The organism is Streptomyces sp. NBC_00513 (genome assembly GCF_041431415.1).
In the GTDB taxonomy this organism is placed as follows: domain Bacteria; phylum Actinomycetota; class Actinomycetes; order Streptomycetales; family Streptomycetaceae; genus Streptomyces.
Map to the genome: position 1 here is coordinate 6,029,841 of NZ_CP107845.1, position 23,719 is coordinate 6,053,559.

19 protein-coding genes and 1 riboswitch are annotated in these 23,719 nt (G+C 74.3%); of the genes, 6 read left to right on the forward strand and 13 right to left on the reverse strand.

Going from position 1 to position 23,719, the window contains the following annotated elements:
- Positions 1 to 13: 13 nt before the first annotated feature.
- Positions 14 to 2,230, reverse strand: a complete 2,217-nt coding sequence (locus tag OHA84_RS27680; protein WP_266969306.1) for a germacradienol/geosmin synthase — start codon at positions 2,228 to 2,230, stop codon at positions 14 to 16.
- Between the two features lie 254 nt (positions 2,231 to 2,484).
- On the opposite strand from OHA84_RS27680, the gene OHA84_RS27685 reads away from it, so the two are divergent.
- The gene (locus OHA84_RS27685) at positions 2,485 to 2,706 is read left to right on the forward strand and encodes a hypothetical protein (RefSeq protein ID WP_053681386.1); all 222 of its coding nucleotides are present in this window, start codon (positions 2,485 to 2,487) and stop codon (positions 2,704 to 2,706) included.
- Positions 2,707 to 2,878: 172 nt separating this feature from the next.
- Here OHA84_RS27685 and cobN read toward each other — a convergent pair whose 3' ends face one another.
- Entirely contained in the window at positions 2,879 to 6,487 is a 3,609-nt protein-coding gene (gene cobN / locus OHA84_RS27690; RefSeq protein WP_053681384.1) for a cobaltochelatase subunit CobN, read from the reverse strand.
- Between the two features lie 52 nt (positions 6,488 to 6,539).
- Positions 6,540 to 6,618: riboswitch (cobalamin riboswitch) on the reverse strand.
- 243 nt (positions 6,619 to 6,861) lie between these two features.
- On the opposite strand from cobN, the gene OHA84_RS27695 reads away from it, so the two are divergent.
- From OHA84_RS27695 to OHA84_RS27705, 3 genes are read left to right on the forward strand one after another with little or no spacing between them, the layout of a single operon-like run.
- Positions 6,862 to 8,187: a cobalamin biosynthesis protein CobG gene (locus tag OHA84_RS27695; protein ID WP_266969305.1), complete on the forward strand. Its 1,326-nt coding sequence runs from the start codon at positions 6,862 to 6,864 to the stop codon at positions 8,185 to 8,187.
- The gene (locus OHA84_RS27700) at positions 8,184 to 8,831 is read left to right on the forward strand and encodes a precorrin-8X methylmutase (RefSeq protein ID WP_053681382.1); all 648 of its coding nucleotides are present in this window, start codon (positions 8,184 to 8,186) and stop codon (positions 8,829 to 8,831) included. The genes OHA84_RS27695 and OHA84_RS27700 overlap by 4 nt, the downstream gene beginning before the upstream one ends.
- Positions 8,828 to 10,330, forward strand: a complete 1,503-nt coding sequence (locus OHA84_RS27705) for a precorrin-2 C(20)-methyltransferase (protein WP_266969303.1) — start codon at positions 8,828 to 8,830, stop codon at positions 10,328 to 10,330. Before OHA84_RS27700 ends, OHA84_RS27705 begins: the two co-directional genes overlap by 4 nt.
- Before the next feature lie 114 nt (positions 10,331 to 10,444).
- Here OHA84_RS27705 and OHA84_RS27710 read toward each other — a convergent pair whose 3' ends face one another.
- Genes OHA84_RS27710 through cbiE form a run of 3 tightly spaced genes read right to left on the reverse strand, consistent with a single transcriptional unit; the run spans position 10,445 to position 13,225 of the window.
- Positions 10,445 to 11,203, reverse strand: coding sequence for a cobalt-precorrin-6A reductase (locus OHA84_RS27710; RefSeq protein WP_266969302.1), 759 nt, complete (start codon positions 11,201 to 11,203; stop codon positions 10,445 to 10,447).
- Positions 11,193 to 11,942 carry a precorrin-4 C(11)-methyltransferase gene (gene cobM, locus OHA84_RS27715; protein ID WP_053681375.1) on the reverse strand — a complete coding sequence of 250 codons (750 nt, stop codon included), beginning with the start codon at positions 11,940 to 11,942 and terminating at the stop codon, positions 11,193 to 11,195. Before cobM ends, OHA84_RS27710 begins: the two co-directional genes overlap by 11 nt.
- Entirely contained in the window at positions 11,939 to 13,225 is a 1,287-nt protein-coding gene (gene cbiE, locus OHA84_RS27720; RefSeq protein ID WP_266950435.1) for a precorrin-6y C5,15-methyltransferase (decarboxylating) subunit CbiE, read from the reverse strand. Before cbiE ends, cobM begins: the two co-directional genes overlap by 4 nt.
- A 172-nt stretch (positions 13,226 to 13,397) precedes the next feature.
- Between cbiE and OHA84_RS27725 the strand changes: the two genes are divergently transcribed.
- Positions 13,398 to 14,354 carry an oxidoreductase gene (locus OHA84_RS27725; protein ID WP_266969299.1) on the forward strand — a complete coding sequence of 319 codons (957 nt, stop codon included), beginning with the start codon at positions 13,398 to 13,400 and terminating at the stop codon, positions 14,352 to 14,354.
- A 257-nt stretch (positions 14,355 to 14,611) separates the two neighbouring features.
- Here OHA84_RS27725 and OHA84_RS27730 read toward each other — a convergent pair whose 3' ends face one another.
- Positions 14,612 to 15,592 (reverse strand): serine protease, encoded by a 981-nt coding sequence (locus OHA84_RS27730; protein ID WP_266969297.1) that lies wholly within the window; start codon positions 15,590 to 15,592, stop codon positions 14,612 to 14,614.
- Positions 15,593 to 15,765: 173 nt separating this feature from the next.
- Here OHA84_RS27730 and tsaD point away from each other — a divergent pair, with 173 nt between their 5' ends.
- Complete coding sequence (gene tsaD / locus OHA84_RS27735) at positions 15,766 to 16,842, forward strand: tRNA (adenosine(37)-N6)-threonylcarbamoyltransferase complex transferase subunit TsaD (protein WP_234350197.1); 1,077 nt, start codon at positions 15,766 to 15,768, stop codon at positions 16,840 to 16,842.
- Here tsaD and OHA84_RS27740 read toward each other — a convergent pair.
- From OHA84_RS27740 to OHA84_RS27770, 7 genes are all read right to left on the reverse strand, one after another.
- Positions 16,811 to 17,653: a 4'-phosphopantetheinyl transferase superfamily protein gene (locus OHA84_RS27740; protein ID WP_323181877.1), complete on the reverse strand. Its 843-nt coding sequence runs from the start codon at positions 17,651 to 17,653 to the stop codon at positions 16,811 to 16,813. The two genes, tsaD and OHA84_RS27740, sit on opposite strands and share 32 nt — an antisense overlap.
- 10 nt (positions 17,654 to 17,663) lie before the next feature.
- Positions 17,664 to 18,950: an MFS transporter gene (locus OHA84_RS27745; protein ID WP_266969295.1), complete on the reverse strand. Its 1,287-nt coding sequence runs from the start codon at positions 18,948 to 18,950 to the stop codon at positions 17,664 to 17,666.
- 73 nt (positions 18,951 to 19,023) lie between these two features.
- Positions 19,024 to 19,314, reverse strand: coding sequence for a hypothetical protein (locus OHA84_RS27750; protein ID WP_053681366.1), 291 nt, complete (start codon positions 19,312 to 19,314; stop codon positions 19,024 to 19,026).
- An 11-nt stretch (positions 19,315 to 19,325) separates the two neighbouring features.
- Positions 19,326 to 20,645 (reverse strand): glutamate synthase-related protein, encoded by a 1,320-nt coding sequence (locus OHA84_RS27755; RefSeq protein WP_266969293.1) that lies wholly within the window; start codon positions 20,643 to 20,645, stop codon positions 19,326 to 19,328.
- Positions 20,642 to 21,562 (reverse strand): asparagine synthetase A, encoded by a 921-nt coding sequence (locus OHA84_RS27760; protein WP_078999283.1) that lies wholly within the window; start codon positions 21,560 to 21,562, stop codon positions 20,642 to 20,644. The genes OHA84_RS27755 and OHA84_RS27760 overlap by 4 nt, the downstream gene beginning before the upstream one ends.
- A gap of 208 nt (positions 21,563 to 21,770) precedes the next feature.
- Entirely contained in the window at positions 21,771 to 23,093 is a 1,323-nt protein-coding gene (locus OHA84_RS27765) for a methylaspartate mutase (RefSeq protein ID WP_266969291.1), read from the reverse strand.
- The gene (locus tag OHA84_RS27770) at positions 23,090 to 23,533 is read right to left on the reverse strand and encodes a cobalamin B12-binding domain-containing protein (protein WP_323181876.1); all 444 of its coding nucleotides are present in this window, start codon (positions 23,531 to 23,533) and stop codon (positions 23,090 to 23,092) included. Before OHA84_RS27770 ends, OHA84_RS27765 begins: the two co-directional genes overlap by 4 nt.
- Between the last annotated feature and the right edge of the window lie 186 nt (positions 23,534 to 23,719).

The following is a 23,719-nucleotide window of genomic DNA, read 5'->3' on the forward strand; positions in this document are numbered from 1 at the left end:
CCCGCCCGCCGGGTCAGCGGGGCAGCGAGATCCGGGCGGCGGACATCCCGAAGCCGTCGCTCCAGGCGCCCGCGCCCAGGCCGACCGGCAGCTCGTACAGGTCCTCGGGCCGGTAACGGGCGATCTTCTCGTGCCAGTTGAGGATGCCCGCGTGCCAGTCCTTGAGTTCGGCGACGTACGCGTCGAGCGCGGCCCGGGCCTCCTCGCCCAACTTCCAGTCGTCGTAGAGCAGCGGCATCTGGCTCGCGACGATGTGTTCGAACTCCTCGGTCCGCTGCGTCATCAGCGCGTGGCAGATGTGCAGGGCCTCCGGGTAGCCGATGTCGAAGAAGTTCCGGGTGACGAGGATGTAGTTGTGCACCTCGCCCTCGACCTCCACCTCCTTCTGGTAGGAGTAGACGTCGTTGATCATGCAGGCGGCGTCGGCGACGGCGTTCTCCAGCGACCGGATGGTGCCCGAGGCGTAGATCTCGTCGGGGATGCCGCGGTTCTGGTGGCCGAGCCGGCACAGGTACATGGTGAGGTGGGAGCCGAAGGTGTGACGGCGCATCTCCGCGTAGTCCACCGGGTCGGGGATGCGGTTCAGGACCTGGTTCTCCACCTCCCACAGCCAGCTCTTCAACATGCTCACCAGCGTCGTGCGGAACTCCGTGCGCTGCTCGCGCGACATGCCCGCGCTGGTGCGCACCCACAGGTCGCCGAGCCCGCGCTCCATCGCCGTCACCGGCTCCGCCTGCTCCGCGTGGTCGACGGGGATCATGGCGATCAGTCGGGCCGTGGTGGCCTTGGCCGCGGTGAGGTTCTTCGCCTGGGCGAACACCACCGGGTAGTAGTCGTCCCCGTACGTGCCCCAGCTCAGCCAGCACGCGTTGAGGGCCAGGGCCTCCGGGGTGGCGTCGGGGTCGATCCCGGCCGAGCAGACGGCGAAGTCGTAGCCGCGCAGCTTGCGTTCGGACCAGATCGCCGAACCGGGATCGCCCGGCTGCGGGTCCAGCATCCCCATGGCCTTGCACCAGGCGACCGACTCCTCGCGGGCGGGTGACAGGTGCGGGCTCAGCGAGAGCCGGTGCGGCATGTAGATGTCGGGGATGACCGACGGCCCGGTCTTCTCGAACGGCACGTGGGTGAAGGAGCGGCGTCGCAGGTCCATCGAGCGCTGCGTGAACAGGGACCGGACGTCGAGCGCGGTGGTGCCGAGCCCGCCGGGCATGAAGGGCAGGCTGAGCGGGGCGGTGGCCCGCGCCTCCTTGTTCATGTAGCGGCTGGAGACCATGTGCCACTCGTGGCCGCCGGACTGCCAGTCCTGGAGGCCCTTCGCGTAGGCGAGGACGGCGGCGATCTCCGCCGGGTTCATCGCGTGGTCGACGAAGAGTTGGGGCAGCTCGGAGAGGGCGGTCTGCTCGAACTGGTGGAGCCGGGACGTGAGAAGGTCGTTGGAGGCCTCGGCCGCCTCCTGGGTGGAGCATCCGAGGAAGGTCTCCAACACGAGGATGGCGTTGGAGAGTTCGCCCTCGTCGGCGACTTCGCGCTCGTAGGAGAAGATGTCGTTCCTGATGTGCACGGCGTCGGAGAACGCGTCGCGCAGCACCGCGAGCGGCCGCGAGTGGGCGACGCGCGCCGGGACCTCCGCGGAGACGTACTCGATGAGGCCGGCCGACCAGGGGGCGCCGCCCACCTTGCGGCGCATCTCGATGTATTCGAGGGGGTTCGCCACCCGCCCGATGTTGATGTTGGCGAGCTCCCACATCGACTCGTTGAGGAGGTTGCGGGTCGACTCGGAGAACCGTTCCCGCCAGTCCGCCGACATGGCGGGGACGGTCCGCAGCCACAGGTCCTTCAGGCCCGCCTCCACCGGGTTCGTCGTCTCGGGGAATCCGTCGGAGAGGTCCATCGGCATGAAGGCGGCGAGCCGGTCGAGGTACGCCTTGGCGCCGTCCCGGTCCTGGGAGCGCTTGTACATCTCCAGGAAGTGGTCGTCGAAGAAGAAGACCCACACGTACCAGTCGGTGACCAGGTTCAGCGCGTCGACGTCGCAGTCGGGGTGCGTGTAGGAGCACAGCAGGGCGTAGTCGTGCGATTCGAGGTCGCTCTCCTCCCAGACGCCGGACCCCTCCAGCATCTCGAAGTCGCGGGCCCACTGCCTGGTGTGGGCGCGCGCGGCCTCCAGATGGGGATTCAGTCGCGCCGGATACGGCACATAGAAGTCCGGGAGTTGAAACGGCTGTGTCACGGCGGGGCAGGCCTTTCGGTCCGAGGGTGCGGAGGCCTTCGGCAGTGGCCCCCCGCACGAGATCAGCAGGCCTTTACCCCTGGTGCGGGAGGGACAAGGGGGAGTTCACTGCTTCAGGTGACGGAAGTGACGTTCCGCGACATGGGGACCCGACGGGGGATAGAGATCCGGTCCGTCGTGTCGAACCTCCGGGCCGATGTCCTTTTCATCTAGATTTCCTCCCCTATGTAAAGCTCACACGGGAGGAAGCGGCGATGTCTTCGATCGATCTGAGCAAGGTGCTGGACAAGGCGTGGGAGGACAAGCCGCTCGCGGACGTCCTCGCGGCGCCGGTGGCGGCGCTGAAGGGCGTCACCGACCGGGACGGCGAACTGCTCCAGGAGGCGTTCGGGGTCAAGACCGTCGCCGACCTCGGCCAACTGAAGTACGCCCGGTGGGCGGCGGCGCTCGTCGCGCTGAACACCACGACCAAGTAGGCGGCCGGTCCGCGCCCGGGCGGCGTGGGGCGGTCCGGGCGGGCGGGCGTCGGGCGGGCGTCGGGCGGGCCGGAAACGAGTGCGTCCTCCCCGCCCCGACGAGGGGCGGGGAGGACGTTCGTCGCTCCGGTGGCGCGAGGGCGGTCCGGGACTCCCCGGCGACCGCCCGGCCCTACTCGGCGTCGCCTTCCAGATTGCCCTCGGTGTCCAGGTACACCTGGCGCAGCTCTTCGAGGATCCGCGCGTCCGGCTTCTCCCACATGCCGCGCGACTCCGCCTCCAGGAGGCGCTCGGCGATGCCGTGCAGGGCCCAGGGGTTGGCCTCCTCCAGGAAGGCGCGGTTCTCCGGGTCCAGGACGTACGTCTCGGTCAGCTTGTCGTACATCCAGTCCGCGACGACGCCCGTCGTGGCGTCGTACCCGAAGAGGTAGTCCACCGTCGCCGCGAGCTCGAAGGCACCCTTGTAGCCGTGGCGACGCATCGCCTCGATCCACTTCGGGTTGACCACCCGGGCGCGGAAGACCCGGGAGGTCTCCTCCACCAGCGTGCGGGTCTTGACCGTCTCCGGGCGGGTGGAGTCCCCGATGTACGCCTCGGGCGCCGTGCCCCGCAGGGCGCGCACGGTGGCGACCATGCCGCCGTGGTACTGGAAGTAGTCGTCCGAGTCCGCGATGTCGTGCTCGCGGGTGTCGGTGTTCTTCGCGGCGACGGTGATCCGCTTGTACGCCGTCTCCATCTCGGCGCGCGCCGGACGGCCCTCCAGGCCGCGGCCGTACGCGTATCCGCCCCACACCGTGTAGACCTCGGCGAGGTCGGCGTCCGTGCGCCAGTCGCGCGAGTCGATCAGTTGGAGGATGCCGGCGCCGTACGTGCCCGGGCGCGAGCCGAAGATACGGGTCGTCGCGCGCCGCTCGTCGCCGTGCTCGGCCAGGTCGGCCTGGGCGTGGGCCCGGACGAAGTTCCGGTCGGCCGGCTCGTCCAGCGAGGCCGCGAGCCGCACCGCGTCGTCCAGCAGGCCGATGACGTGCGGGAACGCGTCCCGGAAGAAGCCCGAGATGCGCAGGGTGACATCGATGCGCGGCCGGCCCAGCTCGTCGAGCGGGATCGGCTCCAGGCCGGTGACCCGGCGCGAGGCCTCGTCCCAGACCGGACGCACGCCCAGCAGCGCCATGGCCTCCGCCACGTCGTCGCCGGAGGTGCGCATCGCGCTGGTGCCCCACAGCGACAGGCCGACGGACGGCGGCCACTCGCCGTTGTCCGTGCGGTAGCGGTTCAGGAGGGAGTCGGCGAGCGCCTGACCCGTCTCCCACGCCAGCCGCGACGGGACGGCCTTCGGGTCGACGGAGTAGAAGTTCCGGCCGGTCGGCAGCACGTTGACCAGGCCGCGCAGCGGCGAGCCGGAGGGGCCCGCCGGGACGAAGGAACCGTCCAGGGCGCTGACCACGTGGGCGATCTCGTCGGTGGTGCCGGCCAGCCGAGGGACGACCTCGCGGGCCGCGAAGTCCAGCACCGCCGCCACGTCCGCCGAGTGACCGGCGGCGACCGAGGCCACCGCCTCCGGGGCCCAGCCGGCGTCCTCCATCGCCTGGACCAGCGCGCGGGCCGTCTCCTCCGCCTCGTCGGCGGAGGTGCGGGTGGCCGCGGACTCGTCCAGGCCGAGCGCCTCGCGCAGGCCCGGCAGGGCCGTCGTACCGCCCCAGATCTGACGGGCGCGCAGGATGGCGAGCACCAGGTTGACCCGGGCCGTGCCGGTCGGGGCGCCGCCCAGGACGTGCAGACCGTCGCGGATCTGGGCGTCCTTGACCTCGCACAGCCAGCCGTCGACGTGCAGCAGGAAGTCGTCGAAGCCGTCGTCGTCGGGGCGCGCCTCCAACCCCAGGTCGTGGTCCAGCTTCGCGGCCTGGATCAGGGTCCAGATCTGCGCGCGGATCGCCGGCAGCTTCGCCGGGTCCATCGCCGAGATCTGCGCGTACTCGTCCAGGTGCTGTTCCAGGCGCGCGATGTCGCCGTAGGACTCCGCGCGGGCCATCGGCGGCACCAGGTGGTCGACCAGGGTGGCGTGCACCCGGCGCTTGGCCTGGGTGCCCTCGCCCGGGTCGTTGACCAGGAACGGGTAGATCAGCGGCAGGTCACCGAGGGCGGCGTCCGGGGCGCAGGACGCGGACAGGCCCGCGTTCTTGCCCGGCAGCCACTCCAGGTTGCCGTGCTTGCCCAGGTGGATCATGGCGTCGGCGCCGAAGCCGCCGTCCTCGGCGCGCGCCTGGATCCAGCGGTACGCGGCCAGGTAGTGGTGCGAGGGCGGCAGGTCCGGGTCGTGGTAGATCGCGATCGGGTTCTCGCCGAAACCGCGCGGCGGCTGGATCAGGATCAGCAGGTTCCCGCGGCGCAGGGCCGCGAGGACGATGTCGCCCTCCGGGTTCGCGGAGCGGTCCACGAACATGTTGCCGGGCGCCTCGCCCCAGTGCTCCTCGACGCTCGCGCGCAGGTCGGCCGGGAGCTCCGCGAACCACCGCTTGTAGTCGGCGGCCGGGATGCGGACGGGGTTGCGGGCCAACTGCTCCTCGGTGAGCCAGTCCTGGTCGTGGCCGCCGGCCTCGATCAGGGCCCGGATCAGGTCGTCGCCGTCGCCCGAGACCAGGCCCGGGATCTCCTCGACGGGGCCGAAGTCGTAGCCGCCCGCGATCAGCGTGCGCAGCAGTTCCACGGCGCTCGCCGGGGTGTCCAGGCCGACCGCGTTGCCGATGCGGGAGTGCTTGGTCGGGTACGCCGACAGCACCAGCGCGATCCTCTTGTCACGGCGCTCGATGTGCCGCAGCCGGGCGTGGCGCACGGCGATCCCCGCGACCCGGGCGGCCCGCTCGGGGTCGGCCACGTAGGCGGGCAGCCCGTCCTCGTCGAGCTCCTTGAAGGAGAACGGGACGGTGATCAGACGGCCGTCGAACTCCGGCACCGCGACCTGCGTCGCCGCGTCGAGCGGGGACAGGCCCTCATCGTTCTCCTCCCAGGCGCTGCGCGATCCGGTCAGGCACAGGGCCTGGAGGATCGGCACGCCGAGCCCGGCCAGCGCGCCCGCGTCCCAGGACTCGTCGTCACCGCCCGCCGAGGCGGTGGCGGGCTTGGTGCCACCCGCCGCGAGGACGGTGGTGACGACCGCGTCGACGGACTCCAGCTCGGCGATCAGGCCCGGCTCGGGCGTGCGCAGCGAGGAGACGTACAGCGGGAGCGCCTGGGCGCCCTGCGCCTCGACGGCCTCGCACAGGGCGTGCACGAAGGAGGTGTTGCCGCTCATCTGGTGGGCGCGGTAGTAGAGCACCGCGACCTTGGGGCCCTCGGTGCGCTGCGGGGTGCGCTCCAGCGGGCCCCAGGTGGGCGCCGCGGCCGGCGGCTCGAAGCCGTGACCGGTGAGCAGCACGGTGTCGGAGAGGAACCGGGCCAGCTGGTCCAGGTTGGCGGGGCCGCCGTGCGCGAGGTAACCGTGCGCCTCGGCGGCGATGCCGATCGGGACCGTGGAGGCCTCCATCAGCTGGGCGTCCGGGGCCTGTTCGCCGGTCAGTACCACCACGGGACGGGTCTGGTCCGGGGCCAGCAGCAGGTCGAGGCCGTCCTGCCAGGCCCGCAGACCGCCCAGGAGGCGTACGACGACCAGGTCGGCGCCGTCGAGGAGGCCCGGCAGGTCGTCCAGGGGAAGGCGGGAGGGGTTCGCGAACCGGTACGGGACGGGGCCGTCCGCGGCGCGGGCGCTGAGCAGATCGGTGTCGGACGTCGACAGCAGCAGGATCATGCGGCGGCAGCCTTCCTCGGGGTTTCCGCGCCCCGGGCAGTGAGGACAGCGGGAGTTCCTGACTCACCCCGCGGATCGCTCCCCGGGGTTCACAGTGGCGGGACCGCGCCGGAATCTCACCGGGCTTCCTCCCATGTCGCCGTCCTCGGCGACGGCGGGCCGTGCGGTCCGCCGGTGGTCATCTTAGGGGGGCGGCGTGCGCGGCTCCGTTGCCGGGGGCCCTGCCCCACGGCCGGGGTGTCCCAAACCCCCTCGGGCCGGAAAGTGGCTGGTGGGGGCGGAGAGGACGGTGGGCGCGGGGCGGGGCGGCCCGGGCCCCGGGGGTGGTGACGGACACAGGTCGGGGGGCGGCAATCCTGGGTATGCTCGCGGCCATGCCCACGCCCCCCTCCGCCGCATCGCGGGAGAAACCCGTCATACGGGACCGCGGCGACGCCTGCCCCGGCGCGCTGCGGCTGCACGCGGCGGACGACGGCTTCCTGGCCCGGGTGCGGATCCCGGCGGGGCTGCTCACGGCCCCGCAGGCCGAGGCCCTGGCGCTCGCCGCGGACCGCTTCGGGGACGGCCACCTGGAGATCACCTCGCGCGGGAACGTGCAGCTCCGCGGCCTGGCCGAGGACTGCGGCGCGGGCCCTGCGGAGCTGCTGGACGCCGCCGGGCTGCTGCCCGCGCCGGCCCACGAGCGGGTACGGAACATCGTGGCGACCCCCATGTCGGGGCTGGAGGGGCCGCACCGGCCCGACGCGCTCGCCTGGGCCCTGGCCTTCGACCGGCTGCTCTGCGCGAGCGCCGGGGCCACCGCCCTGTCCGGACGGTTCCTGTTCGCCTTCGACGACGGACGCGGGGACGTCGCCGCCCTCGGCCCCGACGTGACCGTCCTCGGCAGGCCCGACGGACGGGCGCTGGTCCGGCTCGGCGGGGCCGCCGACGCCGTGGACGTGGCCGCGCCGGACGCTCCCCGGGCGGCACTGCTGGCCGCCGCGTACTTCCTCGACACCGCCACCGCGGCCGGCACCCGCGCCTGGCGGGTGTCCGAACTGCCCCCCGAACACCCCCTGAGGGCCGCCGAGTTGGCCCGACGCCTGAGGGTCGCCGGGATCGAGGCGCTGGACGCCGACACGCCGACCTGGCCGTACGCGCCGCCACCCGCGCCCGCGGGGCCGGACGCCGACGGCCTCGGCGCCCTGTGCGTCCTGCCCCCGCTGGGCCGGGCGAGCACCGCGCAGTGGCGGGTCCTCGTCGGCGTCGCGGAACAGGGGCGCGGAGAGCTGCGCGTCACCCCGTGGCGCGGCGTCGTGCTGCCCCCGGGCGACGCCCCCTGGCCCGCCGCCTCCGTCACGGCCCGCATCGAGGACGCCGCACTGGTGCTCGCCCCCGACGGTCCCTGGCAGTCCGTCACCGCCTGTACCGGACGGCCGGGTTGCGCGAAATCCCTCGCGGACGTGCGCGCCGACGCGCGAGCCGTCGTGGACCGCTCGCGCGGCCCGCTGCCCGTGCACTGGTCGGGCTGCGAACGACGCTGCGGGCACCCGCGCGGCACCGCCTGGGTGGACCTGGTCGCCGGCCCGACCGGCTACCGGCTCGCCGCACCGGGCCGCCCCGCACGGCACCATGTGCCGGACACCCCCACCGAACTTGCCGCGGCCCTCGCGGACGCCCGCAGTACCCCACCTGCCCCCGACCCCGCAGTGAAGAAATGAGCGAGTGCCCCGTGTTCGAGTACGAGAAGGACGGCGCGGCGATCTACCGCCAGTCCTTTGCCACGATCCGCGCCGAGGCGGACCTCTCCGGGCTGCCCGCCTCGGTCGCCCAGGTCGCGGTGCGCATGATTCACGCCTGCGGGATGACCGACCTGCCCCAGGACCTCGGGTACACCCCGGACGTCGTCCTGCGGGCGCGCGCCGCGCTGGAGGCCGGCGCGCCGATCCTGTGCGACGTACAGATGGTCGCGAGCGGGGTCACCCGCAAGCGGCTGCCCGCCGACAACGAGGTGATCTGCACCCTCTCCGACCCGACCGTGCCGGAACTCGCCGCGCGGATGGGCACCACGCGCAGCGCCGCCGCCCTCGAAGTCTGGCGCGACCGAGGCCTGTTGGAGGGCTCGGTCATCGCCGTCGGCAACGCCCCGACCGCCCTCTTCCGCCTGCTGGAGATGATCGAGGAGGGCGCGCCGCGCCCCGCCGCCGTCATCGGCGTCCCCGTCGGCTTCATCGGCGCGGCCGAGTCCAAGGACGCGCTCGCCGCCCACCCCTCGGGCCTCGACCACCTGATCGTGCGGGGCCGGCGGGGCGGCAGCGCCATCGCCGCCGCGGCCGTCAACGCCATCGCGAGCGTGGCCGAATGAGCGCCGCCGACGTGACCCCCGGACGGCTCTACGGCGTCGGCCTCGGCCCCGGCGACCCCTCCCTGATGACCCTGCGCGCCGTCGAGGTGATCGCGGAGGCGGACGTCGTCGCCTACCACTCCGCCCGCCACGGCCGCTCGATCGCCCGCTCGATCGCCGCGAAGCACCTGCGCGCCGACCACGTCGAGGAACCGCTGGTCTACCCGGTCACCACCGAGACCACCGACCACCCCGGCGGCTACCAGGGCGCGATGGAGGAGTTCTACGAGGCCTCCGCCGCCCGGCTGGCCGCACACCTCGACGCCGGCCGGACCGTCGCCGTGCTCGCCGAGGGCGACCCGCTCTTCTACGGCTCGTACATGCACATGCACAAGCGCCTCGTGGACCGCTACCCGGCCGAGGTGATCCCCGGCGTGACCTCGGTGAGCGCCGCCGCCGCACGCCTGGGAACCCCGCTCGTGGAGGGCGAGGAGGTGCTGACCATCCTGCCCGGCACCCTGCCCGAGGAGGAGCTCACCGCCCGGCTCGCCGCCACCGACTCGGCGGTCGTGATGAAGCTCGGCCGCACCTTCCCCGCGGTGCGCCGGGCCATGGAGAACAGCGGCCGGCTCGCCGAGGCCCGCTACGTCGAGCGCGCCACCATGGCGGGCGAGCGCACGGGCCTGCTCGCCGACACCGACCCCGACAGCGTCCCGTACTTCGCCGTCGCCGTGGTGCCCAGCCGGATCGGCAACCCGGGCAGCGTGCCGTCCGGCCCCGGCGAGGTCGCCGTGGTCGGCACCGGACCGGCCGGCCCGCTGTGGCTGACCGCCGAGACCCGGCGGGCACTGGCCGACGCCGAGGTGCTGGTCGGGTACACCACCTACCTGGACCGCGTCCCGGTCAAGCCGGGGCAGGTCCGGCACGGCTCCGACAACAAGGTGGAGTCGGAGCGCGCCGAGTTCGCCCTGGACCTCGCCCGCCGCGGCAAGCGGGTCGTCGTGGTCTCCGGCGGCGACCCCGGCGTCTTCGCGATGGCCACGGCCGTCCTGGAGGTCGCCGACCAGGACGCCTACAAGGACGTGCCGGTACGGGTCCTGCCGGGCGTGACCGCCGCCAACGCCGCTGCCGCGGCGGCCGGGGCGCCGCTCGGCCACGACTACGCCACCGTGTCGCTCTCCGACCGGCTCAAGCCGTGGGAGGTCATCGCCGAGCGGCTGCGCGCCGCCGCCGCGGCGGATCTGGTGCTCGCCCTGTACAACCCGGGCTCGCGCAGCCGCACCTGGCAGGTCGCCCAGGCCAGGGAACTCCTGCTGGAACTGCGCTCCCCGCAGACCCCGGTGGTCGTCGCACGGGACGTCGGCGGACCGGAGCAGTCGGTGCGGATCGTGACCCTCGCCGAACTGGAGCCGGCCGAGGTGGACATGCGCACGATCCTGCTGATCGGTTCCTCGCAGACCCGGGTCACCGAGCGGGCCGACGGCTCCCGGGTGACGTGGACCCCGCGCCGCTACGCCTGACCGGTCCGACCGGTCCGACCGGTCTGACCGGTCGACGCGAGAGCCGGGCCCCGGGGCGGTGACGGCCCCGGGACCCGGCCGCGCGGGCGGTACGGCCGTGGCCGCGCGGGCGGTTCAGGCCCGGAAGCCGGTCAGCCGGGCCAGCGCCGCCTCGACCGAGTCCGCCTCCGGCACGCCCTCGGGCACCGGCGGTCGCCGTACGACCAGCACCGCGATCCCCGCCTCCCGGGCCGCGACGAGCTTGGGCGCGGTGGCGTCGCCGCCGCTGTCCTTGGTCACCAGGACGTCGATCCGGTGCCGGGCCAACAGCTCCCGCTCGTCGGCGAGGCCGAACGGCCCCCGCGCGAGCAGCACTTCGAGGCACGGCGGCCGCTCCCCGGCCGGCGGGTCCACGGAACGCACCAGGAACCAGGGCTCGGTGAGGTGCGCGAAGCGGTGCAGGCCCATCCGGCCCGTGGTCAGGAACACCCGGCGGCCCCGCTCCGGGAGCAGGGCTGCCGCCGCGTCGAGGGATTCGACGAACGTCCAGTCGTCGCCGGGCCCCGGGACCCAGCCGGGACGGCGCAACGCGAGCAGCGGTACGCCGGTGAGCTCCGCGGCCCGCGCCGCGTGGAAACTCATCCGCTCCGCGAAGGGGTGGGTGGCGTCCACCAGGTGCGTGACCCGGTGGGCGGTCATCCAGGCCGCCAGGCCCTCGACGCCGCCGAAGCCGCCGATCCGGGTCCCGCCCGGCGGCAGCACCGGCGCGCCGACCCGGCCGGCCAGGGAGGTCGTCACCCGAAGCGGGGTCCGCTCCAGCGCCTCCGCGAGCCGGCGGGCCTCCGTCGTGCCGCCCAGGATCAGCAGGTGACCCGGGTCCCCTTCAGCAGGCATGCCGGTCGCGTTCGGCGGAGTACAGGTGACTGTCGCGGAACTGCTCCGCGCCCAGCGTGCGACCCACCACGATCACCGCGGTGCGTACCAGCCCGGCCGCCTTCACCTGTTCCGCGATGTCGGTCAGGGTGCCGCGCAGGATCAGCTCGTCGGGGCGGCTGGCCATCGCGACCACCGCGACGGGGCACTCGGCCCCGTAGTGCGGCAGCAGTTCCTCGACGACCCGGTCGACGTACCGCGTCGCCAGGTGCAGGACCAGCAGCGCGCCGCTGCGGCCGAGCGTCGCCAGGTCCTCCCCGGGCGGCATCGGGGTGGCCTGCTGGGCGATCCGGGTCAGGATCACGGTCTGCCCGACGGTGGGCACGGTCAACTCCCGCTTCAGCGCGGCGGCCGCCGCGGCGAACGCCGGCACGCCCGGGACCACCTCGTAGGGGATGCCGGCCGCGTCGAGGCGCCGCATCTGTTCGGCGACCGCGCTGAAGATCGACGGGTCGCCGGAGTGCAGCCGTGCCACGTCCAGGCCCGCCGCGTGCGCCCGGGTGAACTCCGCGACGATCTCGTCCAGGTTGAGCCGGGAGGTGTCGATCAGGCGGGCGTCGGCCGGGCATTCGGCCAGCAGCTCGCGCGGCACCAGGCTGCCCGCGTACAGGCAGACGGGGGCAGCGGCCAGCGTCCGGGCACCGCGCACGGTGATCAGGTCGGCGGCGCCGGGGCCCGCTCCGATGAAGTACACGGTCATGTCTGGTCCTTGTCGTTCTCGTTCTCGGTCGTCCGGTCCGTCGTCGGGTGCGGTTTGGTGACCGACCACTGGGTGACCGCCATCGCCTGCCGCCAGCCGGTGAAGCCGCCGACCGGCACCGCGTGCGCGACGGCCAGTTTGACCAGTTCGCCACCGCGGCGCCGGTAGTGGTCGCCGAGCACGGCCTCCGATTCCAGGGTGACCGTGTTGACCACCAGCCGGCCGCCGGGTGCCAGCGCCGTCCACGCCGCGTCGAGGAGACCGGGCGCGGTCAGGCCGCCGCCGATGAACACCGCGTCGGGGGCGGGCAGTCCGATCAGCGCGTCGGGGGCCGCGCCGAGGACGACCCGCAGGCCGGGCACGCCGAGGGCGCCGGCGTTGCGGGTGATGCGTTCGGCCCGCTCGGGGACGCGTTCCACGGCCACCGCCCGGCAGGAGGGATGGCTGCGCATCCACTCGATGCCGATGGAACCGGAACCGCCGCCGATGTCCCACAGCAGTTCGCCCGGGGCCGGGGCGAGGGCGCACAGGGTCGCGGCCCGCACGTGCCGTTTGGTGAGCTGCCCGTCGTGCTCGTACGCGGTGTCGGGCAGGCCGGGGGTGGTGCCGAGTCGGGGCGTCGGGGCGGCCGGGTCGCGGCGGCAGTCCACGGCCACCACGTTCAACGGGTCGCCCGGCGCCCGGTCCCAGCCGTCCGCGTGGCCCTCGTACGCGTCCTCGTGCTCGGAGCCGAGCCGCTCCAGCACCCGCATGCGGCTCGGGCCGAAGCCCCGTTCCCGCAGCAGTGCGGCGATCTCGCCCGGCGAGCCGGCGCCCGCGCTGAGCACCAACACCCGCCGGCCCTCGTACAGGGCGGCGGCGAGCCGGGCCACGGGGCGGCCGACGATGGTGACGACCTCGGTGTCCTCCACCGACCAGCCGAGCCGGGCGCAGGCGTAGGACACCGACGAGGGGTGCGGAAGGACGTGCAGGGCGTGCGGCCCGAGCTCCTCGCAGAGGGCGCGGCCGATCCCGTAGAACATGGGGTCGCCGCTGGCCAGCACCGCGATCCGGCGGCCCGCGTGCTCGGCGGTCAGTTTCGGCACGGCGGGGCGCAGTGGGCTGGGCCAGGCGATCCGTTCGCCGGGGCAGACGTCGGCCGGCAGCAGGTCCAGCTGGCGGGGCCCGCCGATCAGCACCTCGGCGGAGGTCAGCGCGGTCCGCGCGGCGGCGGTGAGCCCGGCCCAGCCGTCGGCGCCGAGGCCGACGACCGTCACGGGGAGGGTGGGGGGTGCGGAGCTCACTGCGGGACCTCGGGGGAGGGGAAGCGGATGGACCCGCAGCCTACTGGCCTGCGCCTGTGCCCGGTCCCCGGGGTGACGGGACCCACGTGAGCCCCTGTGCGGACCCCCGCGTCGACCGCCCGGAAACACGGGATGTTACCCTCAGTAACCACGTCGTCGTGAGGGAGTCGAGATGCCCGGCTGGAACATCAGGAACATCCCCGACCAGAGTGGCCGCACCGCCGTCGTGACCGGCGCCAACAGCGGCATCGGGCTGGTCGCCGCCCGTGAGCTGGCCCGCGCCGGGGCCGGGGTCGTCCTGGCCTGCCGCAGCGCGGCCCGGGGCCGCGCCGCGGCGGTACGCCTGCGGACCGAGGTGCCGGGCGCGGACGTGGAGTTCATGCCGCTGGACCTCGCCGACCTCGCCTCCGTGCGGGAGTTCGCCCGGGCCTGGTCGCGGCGCCACGACACCCTCGACCTGCTCGTCAACAACGCGGGCGTGATGGCTCTGCCGTACGGTCGCACCGCCGACGGCTTCGAGGCTCAGTTCGGGATCAACCACCTCGGTCACTTCGCCCTGACAGGGCTGCTCCTGCCCCGTCTCCTCGCCGCCGACGACGGGGCCCGGATCGTCAACCTCTCCAGCGCCTTCCACGTCCTCGGCGACCTCGACCACGACGACCTGAACGCCGAACGCGGATACCGGCGGTGGATCGCCTACGGGCGCTCGAAGACCGCCAACCTCCTCTTCACCCACGAACTGTCCCGGCGCCTGGCGGCCGCCGGCTCCGGGATCGTCACGGCCGCCGCCCACCCCGGCTACGCCTCCACCAACCTGCACGTCGGGGCGGCCCCCCGGGCCGGGCGCACCCTCACGTCACGGATCGCCGTCGCCGCGAACGCCGCCGTCAACGCCGTCGGCATCGCCGTCGTCGCGCAGTCCGCCGAGGCCGGCGCGCTGCCCACCCTGTACGCGGCCACCGCCCCCGGGGTCCGGCCCGACGCGTTCATCGGACCGCGGCTCGGCTGGCGCGGGGCGCCCGTCCGGTCCTGGCGGGCCAAGTGGACCCTCGACGACGCGTCCGGGGAGCGGCTGTGGAGCGCCTCCGAGAAACTGACCGGGGTGTCGTACCCGGCGCCGGCGCGCTGACCGGCCGATGCCCCGGGGGTGGAGGGCCGACACCCGCCCCCTTCAGGCTCTTGACGCACGCCGGATCCGCCGGCGCGGGCGCCCCGAAGTGAGCCCGTCCGCCCCCGGGACGCCTCCGGGCGCCCCGGGCGGGCACTGAACCGGGCCCCGCCGTCCCGGACACTCGGCGGCATGGAAGACGACGCTGCGGACAACCACCCAGGACCCGGGCTCCCCCCGAGGCACAGGCGCACCCGGAGCGGATCCCGGGAGCCGCCTCAGGGGGATCCGGTCGCCCGCGCGTAGAGGGCGCGGGTGCCGTCGTCGAACCAACTGCTGTACGAGGTCCTCTCGTCGCCGCCGCCGTCACGGCCGCCGACCACCCCGATCAGGGTGGGGCCGTCGGTCAGGATCGGGCCGCCGCTGGTCCCGTTCGGTACGCCCGCGCAGTCCAGCCGCAACTGCGCGGGCCCTTCCGCGCGGGCCGTGTTGTAGCAGTCCACCGGCTGTTCGGCGTCATTCGGATAGCCCACCACCCGTGCGGGCAGCGGCAGTTGGGGCCGGAACCGGATCGCGGGAGCGCCGGTGACGTCCTCCAGTCGCTCCCCGGGGTGTCCGGGGCGGCGCACCCGGACGAAGGCCACGTCGTGATCGGGGTCGGCGGACTCCGTCCAGCGGGGGTCCACGTCGATCCGGGTGGGCACCCAGACGCCGTACGGGGCCACGCCGCCCCGGTAGCCCGGAACGAAGGCGAGATTGGTGCGGAAGCCGCCCTGGTACACGCAGTGGGCGGCGGTGACGATCAGATCCCCGTCGGGGGAGTGCACCACGCCGGCGGAGCAGTGGTGGTTGCCGTCCCAGTCGCCGCCGGGGGAGAACAGTGCGCCGATCGCGGGCTCGGGCGCCGTGCTCCGGGCCTCCAGGGGCGAGGAGGGGCGCCAGTCGCCCTCCCGCCGCGACCGCACCGGGGTCGCGGATCCGGCGGACTCGGCGGTCGCCTCGGAACCGGCGGGGGTCGGGGTGTCGTCGCGCGGTGCCTCGACCTCCACCACGAGGCCGTCCAGGACCGCCGAGGCCGTCCGGTCGGCGCGTTCCGGATCCTGGAGGTAGGTGCCCTGTGCCGGATCCCCGTCCGCGAGGTGCGCGGCGACGACACGCAGCTCCCACACGACCCAGGAACCGGCTCCCAGCAGGGCGAGAACGATCCCGAGCAGCACGAAGCGGACGCGTCTCGCCCCGCCCCCCGCCTTGCCGACCATGTGGCGCTCCCGCTCCCGTTCCCGAAGATCCTTCGACGTCCCGTCCGACGGGTGCGAGGTGCCGAGGGTTCCCGAAAGGGGACGTGTCCGTCCTCACAGCCCGTGCGAGGTCGGGCGGCCGACGCCGCTACCCTTGTTGCGAACCATTCGCAACAAGGGTTGAAGGTGTCGTCGTGGGATCTCCGTTGGTGCTCGGCATCGAATCGTCCTGCGACGAGACGGGCGCGGGAATCGTCCGCGACGGAAAGCTCCTCGCGCACGTCGTCGCGTCGAGCATGGACGAACACGCCCGCTTCGGCGGAGTGGTGCCCGAGATCGCGGCCCGCGCCCACCTGCACGCCTTCAACCCGGTCGTCCGCCAGGCCCTCGACCAGGCCGGCCTGCGGATGTCGCAGCTCGACGCCATCGCCGTCACCACCGGGCCCGGCCTCTCCGGCGCGCTCCAGGTCGGGCTCGCGGGCGCCAAGACCCTCGCCTACGCCCTGGACCTGCCGCTGTACGGGGTCCACCACCTGGCCGGACACGTCGCCGCCGACACCCTGGAGCACGGGCCGCTGCCCGAGCCCTGCATGGTCCTGATCGTCTCGGGCGGCCACACCTCGCTGCTGCTGGTGCGCGACCTCGTGCGCGAACCGATCCTGCACCTCGGGGACACCCTCGACGACGCGGCCGGCGAGTGCTTCGACAAGGTCGCCCGGGTCCTCGGCCTGCCCTACCCGGGCGGGCCGGCCATCGACCGGGCCGCCCGGGGCGGCGACCCGAAGGCCGTCGCCTTCCCCCGTCCGCTCACCGGCGGACCCCGCGCCGGCGATCCGTACGCCTACTCCTTCTCCTTCTCGGGGCTCAAGACCGCCGCCGCCCGCTGGGCCGAGGGCCACCGGCTGCGCGGCGAGGAACCGCCGGTCGCCGACGGCGCGGCCTCGCTCCAGGAGGCGGTGGCCGACGTACTGACCCGCAAGGCGGTCGCGGCCTGCAAGGAGTACGGGGTCCGGACCCTGGTGGTGGTCGGCGGAGTGGCGGCCAACTCCCGCGTGCGCGACCTCGCGGAGCGGCGCTGCGCCTCCGCCGGGATCGAACTGAGGGTTCCACCGATGACCCTGTGCACCGACAACGGCGCGATGATCGCGGCCATCGGCGACCTGCTGGTCCGCGCGGGCACGGAGCCGGCCCCGTACGAGCTGACGATCGACCCGTCGGCGCCGCTGGAGTACGCCGCGCTCAACCCGCGGGCGGCCGTCGAGGCGGCGTGAGCACCGCGCCCTCGCCCGGCCCGGACTTCGCCGTGCCGCCCTCGCCCGTCCCGGCGCGTTCCCCCGCGGGCTCCGCGCGCCCCGTGTTCAGCGCCAGCGCCGCCCGGTGGCCCTCGGGGACCCGTACGTCGGTCAGCGTCCACCCCGGCAGCCGCGCCGGCTCCGGCCCCGACCCCACGTAGTCCGCGGCCGGGTTCTCCGACAACCCCACCCCGAGGCCCTTGAGGTAGGCCTCCTTGCGGGTCCACACCCGGGTGAAGGCGCGGGCGCGTTCGCCGGCCGGGAGGGCGGCGAGCTCCGCCGCCTCCCTGGGGTGCAGCACGTCCGCCGTGTCGGCGATCACGTCGGGCCGCACCACCTCCTCCACGTCCACCCCGACGGGCGCGGAGGCGAAGGCCAACAGGCTGATCCCGGTGCAGTGCGAGAGCGAGAAGTGCAGGGTCCCACCCGGGAGCACGGGACGCCCGTGCGGCTCCGCGCAGTGCGAGCAGGGCGCCCGCTCGACGACCACCTCGCGCGCCGTCGTCCCCAGGTACGCGCCGAGCAGCCGGCGCAGCGCCACGTGCGCGCAGACGTACGCGTCCCGGTCGGCCGCCCGCGCGAACTCCGCGGCCCGCGCCAACTCCAGGGCGTCCAGGGTCCCCGGGGCGTGCCGCGCCGCGTGCGCCCGGTACGCCGTGGTGTCCACGAGCCACAGCTGCGGGGTCGCGGCCACCAGCGCGGCCCGCTCCGGCCCCGGGTCCGACAGCGGCTCCGGAACCAGGAGCCTCCCGGGGGCCCGGCCGCGGGCCGGGGTGGCGAGGGATGTCACGGGACCCCCCTCACACCGCGGCCGGTACGGGCGGCTCCACCGGCGCCGGCTCCTCGGCGCGGGCCGGTTGGCGCAGGGCCATCACCGCCGCGAAGGGGGAGCCGAACGCGATGGCACCGCACAACAGCCAGGTGCTCTGGACACCGAGGACCAGCGAGAGCGAACTGAAGACGGCGATGGAGACGGGCGCGGTGCCGATCCCGGCGAGCGAGAGGGTGGACATCGCGGCGCCCATCCGGTCCTCGGGGGCGGACTGTTGGTACAGGGTGACGATCGCCGGGCCGTTCAGCCCGGACAGCAGCCCGACCCCCGCGGCGACGGCGGTCAGCGAGACCACCGACGGCATCAGCGCCATGACGAGGATGCCCGCGGCCAGTCCGGCGCCCGTCACGACGAGCCGCACGAACATCGGGATGCGGTGCGCGAACGCCGCGCCCACCGCGCTGGAGCCGAGCGCCCCCACGCTGAACGCCGCCAGGACCACGCCGACCGCGCCGACGCCCCAGCCCCGCTCGGACACCAGCAGGGGCAGCGCCACCTCGGCCGGCCAACTGAACGCCATGTCCAGGCACAGCGCCGCGACGAACATCCAGCGCAGCCTCGGATGCCGGGCCAGCAGCCGGAAACCGTCCCCGGACCGCTTCACCAGGGAGACCCCGGGCTCCGGCTCCGGCCGGACGAACCCGTGCGTGACGTGGAGCAGGCAGCCGAGCCAGATCGCGCCGGTGAGTGCCCCGACCAGCATCGCCACCCACAACTCCCCGACGGTGATCAGGAAGGCGCCGGCCGGGGCGCCGAGGATCGGCGCGACCCGCAGGACCATGGCGTACAGGGAGTTCGCGCGGGCCAGTTGGTCGCCGCGGGCGAACAGGGGCAGCAGCACCCCGGACGCCGGTCCGGCCAGCCCGAGCAGCACGCCCTCGACCAGGGCGATCACCACCAGGGGCCACAGCTGTCCGCTGTTCGCGGTGACCACGGCGCCGACGCCGAGCAACACGACCCGGGCGGCGGTGGTGCGCAGCAGGACGAAGCGCGGACCGAGGGTGTCGGCGACCGCCCCGCCGAAGATCAACATGAGGGCGCGGGGCACGGTCGCGGCGAGCATCAACAGTGTGACGGCGCGGGTCCCGCCGATCTGTACGGCGGTCCAGTTCATGGCGATCAGCAGGGCGAAACTGCCCAGTTGGACGGCGGCCTGACCGCCGACGAGGCTGCCGACGCGACCCCACTGGACCTTCGAGGGGTCCGGCCGGGCGGGGTCGGGGCGTTCGGTGTCGAGACGTGCGGGGGTGTCCATCAGGTGCACCTGTTCCTTGTGGAAGGCGGGCGGGGAGGCGACGTGGGAGGGGGAGGGACGGGCGGGGCGGGGGTCAGCCGGTGCGCAGCGCTGCCCGGACGGCGTGTTCCGCCGCGCGGGCCCGGGCGGCCGGGCCGGGCGAACCGAAACTCCGCAGTTCCAGGTGCCCGCCGAGGTGGCCGAGGCCGGCCCCGGTCAGGACCCGGGAGGCGGCGGCCCCGGCCGCGCCCCCGCCGGCGGTGGGTGTGACCGTGACCCCGGGGAGCTCGGAGAGCCGGAACCGGGCCCGGGCGAAGCCGGGTCGACGGCGGCGGCCCGGACAACCGGGCGGCGCGGACCGGCCGCCGCGCCGGCTCCGCCTCACGACGCCCCGCCTCACGACGCCCCACCGACCGCCGTCGCCGCAGCCGGATGCGTCGTGGCGGGCGCGGGCGCGGGCGAGGTCGGGTCGGGGAGCGGTGTGGCGGGGGCGGACGCGCCGGGACGGTCCGGAGCCCACAGGTCGGCCGGGTCGAGGTCGCCGACGTGGTACTTGCCGAGGGCGCTGACCAGCAGCCGGGTCTCCAGGGCCAGTGCCTCGACCAGCCGCACCAGGCCCGCGCCGGGGTCCTCGTCCACGGCGAGCAACGCCGCCCGGCCCAGGCCCACCGCCCTCGCGCCCAGGGCGAGCACCCGCACCGCGCGACCGCCCTCCCAGATCCGTCCCGAGGCGAGCAGGTCCCCGGCCGGGGTGCCGACACGGCGCAGGCACTCGTCGAGGGGCAGGCCGACGCCCTCCAGGAAGGCCCGCGGCGCCCAACCGGTGCCGCCCTCGGCGCCGTCCACCGTGACGGCGTCGGCGCCCGCCGTCCAGGCGACGGCGGCGGCCCGGCCCACGTCCCGGCCCGGGTGGAACTTCACCCAGGTCCGGGCCAGCGGGAAGTTGTTCCGCATGAACCTCAGTTGCCGGCGGACGATCTCCTCGGTGAACGTGCCGGGGGTCGCGCAGCGCAGCCGCCGACCGGGATCCCCCAACAGGTCCCGCACCGCGAACTGTTCCGCCAGTCGCTCGGCATCGGCCGCCCCGACCACGGTCATCCCGCCGAGCCCCGGCTTCGCTCCCTGGCCCACCTTCAGCTCGAACCCGAGCCGGCCGGAGTCCCGCAGGGCGCGCGTCCCCGGGTCGCTGTACAGCAGGTTCCACACCTCGGAGTCGGCGTCCTCGGTCGACTGCTGCACCACCACCCCGCCGACCCCGTCCGCGACGGTCTCGGCGTACGCCGCCACCCGCTCCAGCAACGCCGAACGCGTGCCGTAGCCGTGGACCGGCACCATGTTCTCCCCGATCACCATCGGGATGCCGAGCCGCCCGGCCTGCCGGCCCGCGGCCACGCCGAGGTCCCCGCTACCCGCCCGGGTCGAACCGAACGCCGAGAGGTAGAGCGGGAGTCGCGAGGCGAAACCGCCGACCCGGGTGCGCAGGTCCACGTCCTCGTACGAGGGCTCCCGGCCCAGGTCGATCAGCTTCTCCAGCCGCCGCGGCATGAACACCGGCGGAACGAGCCGCAAGGCGTTCAGGCCGTCCCGCTCGACGGGGGCGGCCCCGAAGAGCCGGGACCCGTACCCGTCCGCCGCCGGGAACACCTCGGCCGTCCCGGCCCGCGCCCGGGCCCGTACCGCCTCCTCGGGGAACCCGGGGGCGCTGAGCCCGCTCACGGCGCGATCACCCCCGGCAGCTTCGGGTACGCGCTGACCTGCCACAGCGCGTCCAGCCCGGTCAGGAAGCGGACCAGGCGCTGCAGCCCCATCCCGAAACCGGCGCTCGGTTCGATGCCCTCGCGGGCCAGGTCGAGGTACCAGGCGTACTTGGCGGGGTTCTCCCCGCTCTCCCGCATCCGGGTCACGATCGTCGCGTACGCGGACTCGCGCTCGCTGCCGCTGACGAGCTCGCCGAAGCCGCCGTGCGCGATCAGGTCGAAGTTGCGCAGCACGCCCGGCCGTTCGGGATCCTCGCGGTCGTAGAACCCGCGCGAGCCCTTGGGATAGTCGTTGACGAAGAACGGGCGGTCGGCCTCCAGCGAGAGCAGCTTCTCGCCCGCCCAGTCGATCTCGGCGTCCGGGCTCTGCGGGTGCCCCCGCCCGATCAGCGCGGCCACCGCCTCCTCGTGGGTGCGGGTGTCGAACTTGCCCTGCCGCAGCTCGGCGAAGTCCAGTTCGTCCCGCCCCAGTTCGCGCAACACCTGCGGCACGGCCGTCCACACGTGCTCCACGACGTGTGTCAGCAGCCCGGCCGCGAGCTCCTGCGCGTCGCGACGCGTACCGCCCGCCAACTCCACGTCGATCTGGTGGAACTCCACCAGGTGCCGGCCGGTGGACGCCGTCTCCGGCGGCTCCACGCGGACGTTCGGCGCGATGTAGAACAGCCGGGGGAACCCCTTCAGCGAGGCCTGCTTGTAGAGGATCGCGCTCGTCATGAGCTTGTACGGCCGGCCGTAGTAGTCCACGTCCAGCGCCTTCGCGCCCCGGCCGCCCGGGTCCGTCACCGGACCCACCAGCGGCGGGAGCAGCTCGACGAACTCCCTGCCGCGCAGGAACTCCCGCGCCGCGAAGAGGACTTCCTGTTGCACCAGCATCGCCGACCGCAGCTCGGGCGAGCGCAGGTGCTCGCCGAGCGGTGGCGGGGTCGGGGGCGTCGTCCCCGTCGTCTCCGTCGTCTCCGTCGTCACTGTCGTCACTGTCGTCCCCGCAGTGTCCGCGGGTTCCGTGCCGTGCGTCGTTTCCATGCTGTCGACTCCTGTCTCGTGTCCGTGTGTGCTCGAACCGGCCGCGTGCTCGAACCCGTCAGCCGGGGCGGTCCACCTCGCCGACGTCGTCGTACCTCCGGGCCACCGCCCCCAGGGCCACCAGCAGCCCGTCCGAGGTCAAGGCGCGCCTGCGGCCGGCCGGGGCCGCGTACGGCGCGACCGGCATCGCCCCGACCTCGGACCAGCGCAGCCGGCCCGCCCCGTCGACGAAGCTGCGCGAGCGGCCCGCGTTGTCCGGGTGCAGGCAGTACGGGACGTCCAACACGCCCCGCGCGAAGGCCTTCCGCAGCGCCCGCCCGAGGTCCTCGTCGAGGTCCAGCACGGCCTCCACGAAGGCCAGGGCCTCCCGGTACACCTCGCTGTCGGCGGGCCCGCCGGCCGGCCCGGCCTCCGCCTCCGCCAGGGCCGCGCTCGCCGCGGCCGTCTCCAGGGCGCGCACGTTCTCCGTCACCGTCGGGATGCGGTGTGCCTCGGCGGCGGTCTTCACGATCAGCCGCTGCGCCCCGGCCCGCACGGCCAGCCGTGCCGAGGCCTCCAGCAGCCGGGTGGCGCCCGGCTCGGTACGGGGGAACACCCCCATGTAGGTGTAGAGGACGACGTGTCGGTCCACGCCGGCCGGCAGGAACTCCCCGGCGAGCCGGTGCAACGCCCCTATCGCCTCGGTGTCCTGTCCGGGGTCGCTCTGCTGGGCGTAGCTGAGGGAGACGCTGCCGATGCCGTGCCGGGCGAAGAACAGCCCTTCCAGCAGGCTGAGCGCCACCAGCAGCCCGGGAGGGCAGAGCTGGCCGAGCATGCAGCCGCCGAAGCTCTCCAGGTGCGGCACCCGCGGCGCCGGGACCAGCTCGGCCAGCAACTCGCAGCAGCGGGCCCAGTTCTCCACGGACTCCGACAGCGGGGTCCGCCCGTAGGGCAGGCAGTACGAGACGGGCCCGCCCTCGGTGGCGTCGAGCCCGGCGGCGGCGAGGGCCCGCACGATCGACTCGGGCCGGGAGGAGCCGTGCCGCACCTGGACCGGGAACCCCGGGTCCAGCACCCCGTCCAGCAGGGCGCGGGTCAGGTCGACGGGGTGGGTGGCGATCGGATAGCCGTTGAGCGCGAGACCCTCGGCGAGCGCGGCCCGGGCGGCGTCCTGATCGCCGACCCGGGTGTAGCTGTCGATGGTGAGGGTGCCCACGGTGGTGGCGACGGCGGACTTGGTGCGCTCCAGGCCGGCCCGCATCCGGCGCGGCTCGCCGAACCCCATCCGGGGCTGGACGACGAGCTGCCCGGCGGCCGCCGCCCGCGCGACGAAGGCCCCGAACGAGGGGGCCGTGGTGGTGGGTCGGGCCACGATCGGTGCGGCGAGCGTGGCGGCGGTCATGCCACGGCCCGCGCGGCGGCGGCGGTGGCGTCGATGGCGGTCACAGGGCTCAGGTGGCGGCGCAGGGCCTCGACGTCCCCGTCGTCGAACACGGCGTCACAGCCCGCGTCGAGAAGCAGGCCCCGGGCGTGCGGATCGGCCCGGCCCGCGACCCCCAGCTTGCCGCCGATCACCACGGGAAGGGTCAGGCCGGCGCGCCGCACGGCCCGGACGGCGCTCAGGCCGTCGCGGTATCCGTGGCCGTTCACACTGCTGATGACCACCAGGTCGGGCGCGTCGGCCGCGCACGCGGCGGTCAGCAGGTCGTCGGTCACACAGGGCCCCAGATTGCGCACCCGGTGGCCCTGCTCCTCCAGGAAAAGCTGGAGATAGACGAGATTCCACGTATGGGAGTCCGATGCGGTACCCGTCAGCAGGATGTTCACATTCCGTCGTCGCATGCCGACAAATATAGGAACGGACGCCCTCGGCGAGGGGAAGTCGAGGCGGCAGTATCGGGGAATTCGGGGCGCTCGATCCTGCGGAATCCCGGCGCGGGGAATGCGGTGGACGCGGAGAGCCGTGACCCGCGGTGCGGGTCACGGCTCTCCCTGAATTCGGGAAGAATTCAGACGTTCGGTGGGGGC

What these genes read in the sequence shown, in the direction of transcription:
- cobN (WP_053681384.1), bottom strand. Translation starts at nt 6,487, where the DNA reads ATGATCCTGCTGCTGTCGACGTCCGACACCGATCTGCTCAGCGCCCGC.
- OHA84_RS27685 (WP_053681386.1), top strand. Translation starts at nt 2,485, where the DNA reads ATGTCTTCGATCGATCTGAGCAAGGTGCTGGACAAGGCGTGGGAGGAC.
- OHA84_RS27730 (WP_266969297.1), bottom strand. Translation starts at nt 15,592, where the DNA reads ATGGTCGGCAAGGCGGGGGGCGGGGCGAGACGCGTCCGCTTCGTGCTG.
- OHA84_RS27705 (WP_266969303.1), top strand. Translation starts at nt 8,828, where the DNA reads ATGAGCGCCGCCGACGTGACCCCCGGACGGCTCTACGGCGTCGGCCTC.
- OHA84_RS27760 (WP_078999283.1), bottom strand. Translation starts at nt 21,562, where the DNA reads ATGCTGGTGCAACAGGAAGTCCTCTTCGCGGCGCGGGAGTTCCTGCGC.
- cobM (WP_053681375.1), bottom strand. Translation starts at nt 11,942, where the DNA reads ATGACCGTGTACTTCATCGGAGCGGGCCCCGGCGCCGCCGACCTGATC.
- OHA84_RS27725 (WP_266969299.1), top strand. Translation starts at nt 13,398, where the DNA reads ATGCCCGGCTGGAACATCAGGAACATCCCCGACCAGAGTGGCCGCACC.
- OHA84_RS27695 (WP_266969305.1), top strand. Translation starts at nt 6,862, where the DNA reads ATGCCCACGCCCCCCTCCGCCGCATCGCGGGAGAAACCCGTCATACGG.
- OHA84_RS27765 (WP_266969291.1), bottom strand. Translation starts at nt 23,093, where the DNA reads ATGACCGCCGCCACGCTCGCCGCACCGATCGTGGCCCGACCCACCACC.
- OHA84_RS27710 (WP_266969302.1), bottom strand. Translation starts at nt 11,203, where the DNA reads ATGCCTGCTGAAGGGGACCCGGGTCACCTGCTGATCCTGGGCGGCACG.
- OHA84_RS27745 (WP_266969295.1), bottom strand. Translation starts at nt 18,950, where the DNA reads ATGGACACCCCCGCACGTCTCGACACCGAACGCCCCGACCCCGCCCGG.
- OHA84_RS27770 (WP_323181876.1), bottom strand. Translation starts at nt 23,533, where the DNA reads ATGCGACGACGGAATGTGAACATCCTGCTGACGGGTACCGCATCGGAC.
- OHA84_RS27700 (WP_053681382.1), top strand. Translation starts at nt 8,184, where the DNA reads ATGAGCGAGTGCCCCGTGTTCGAGTACGAGAAGGACGGCGCGGCGATC.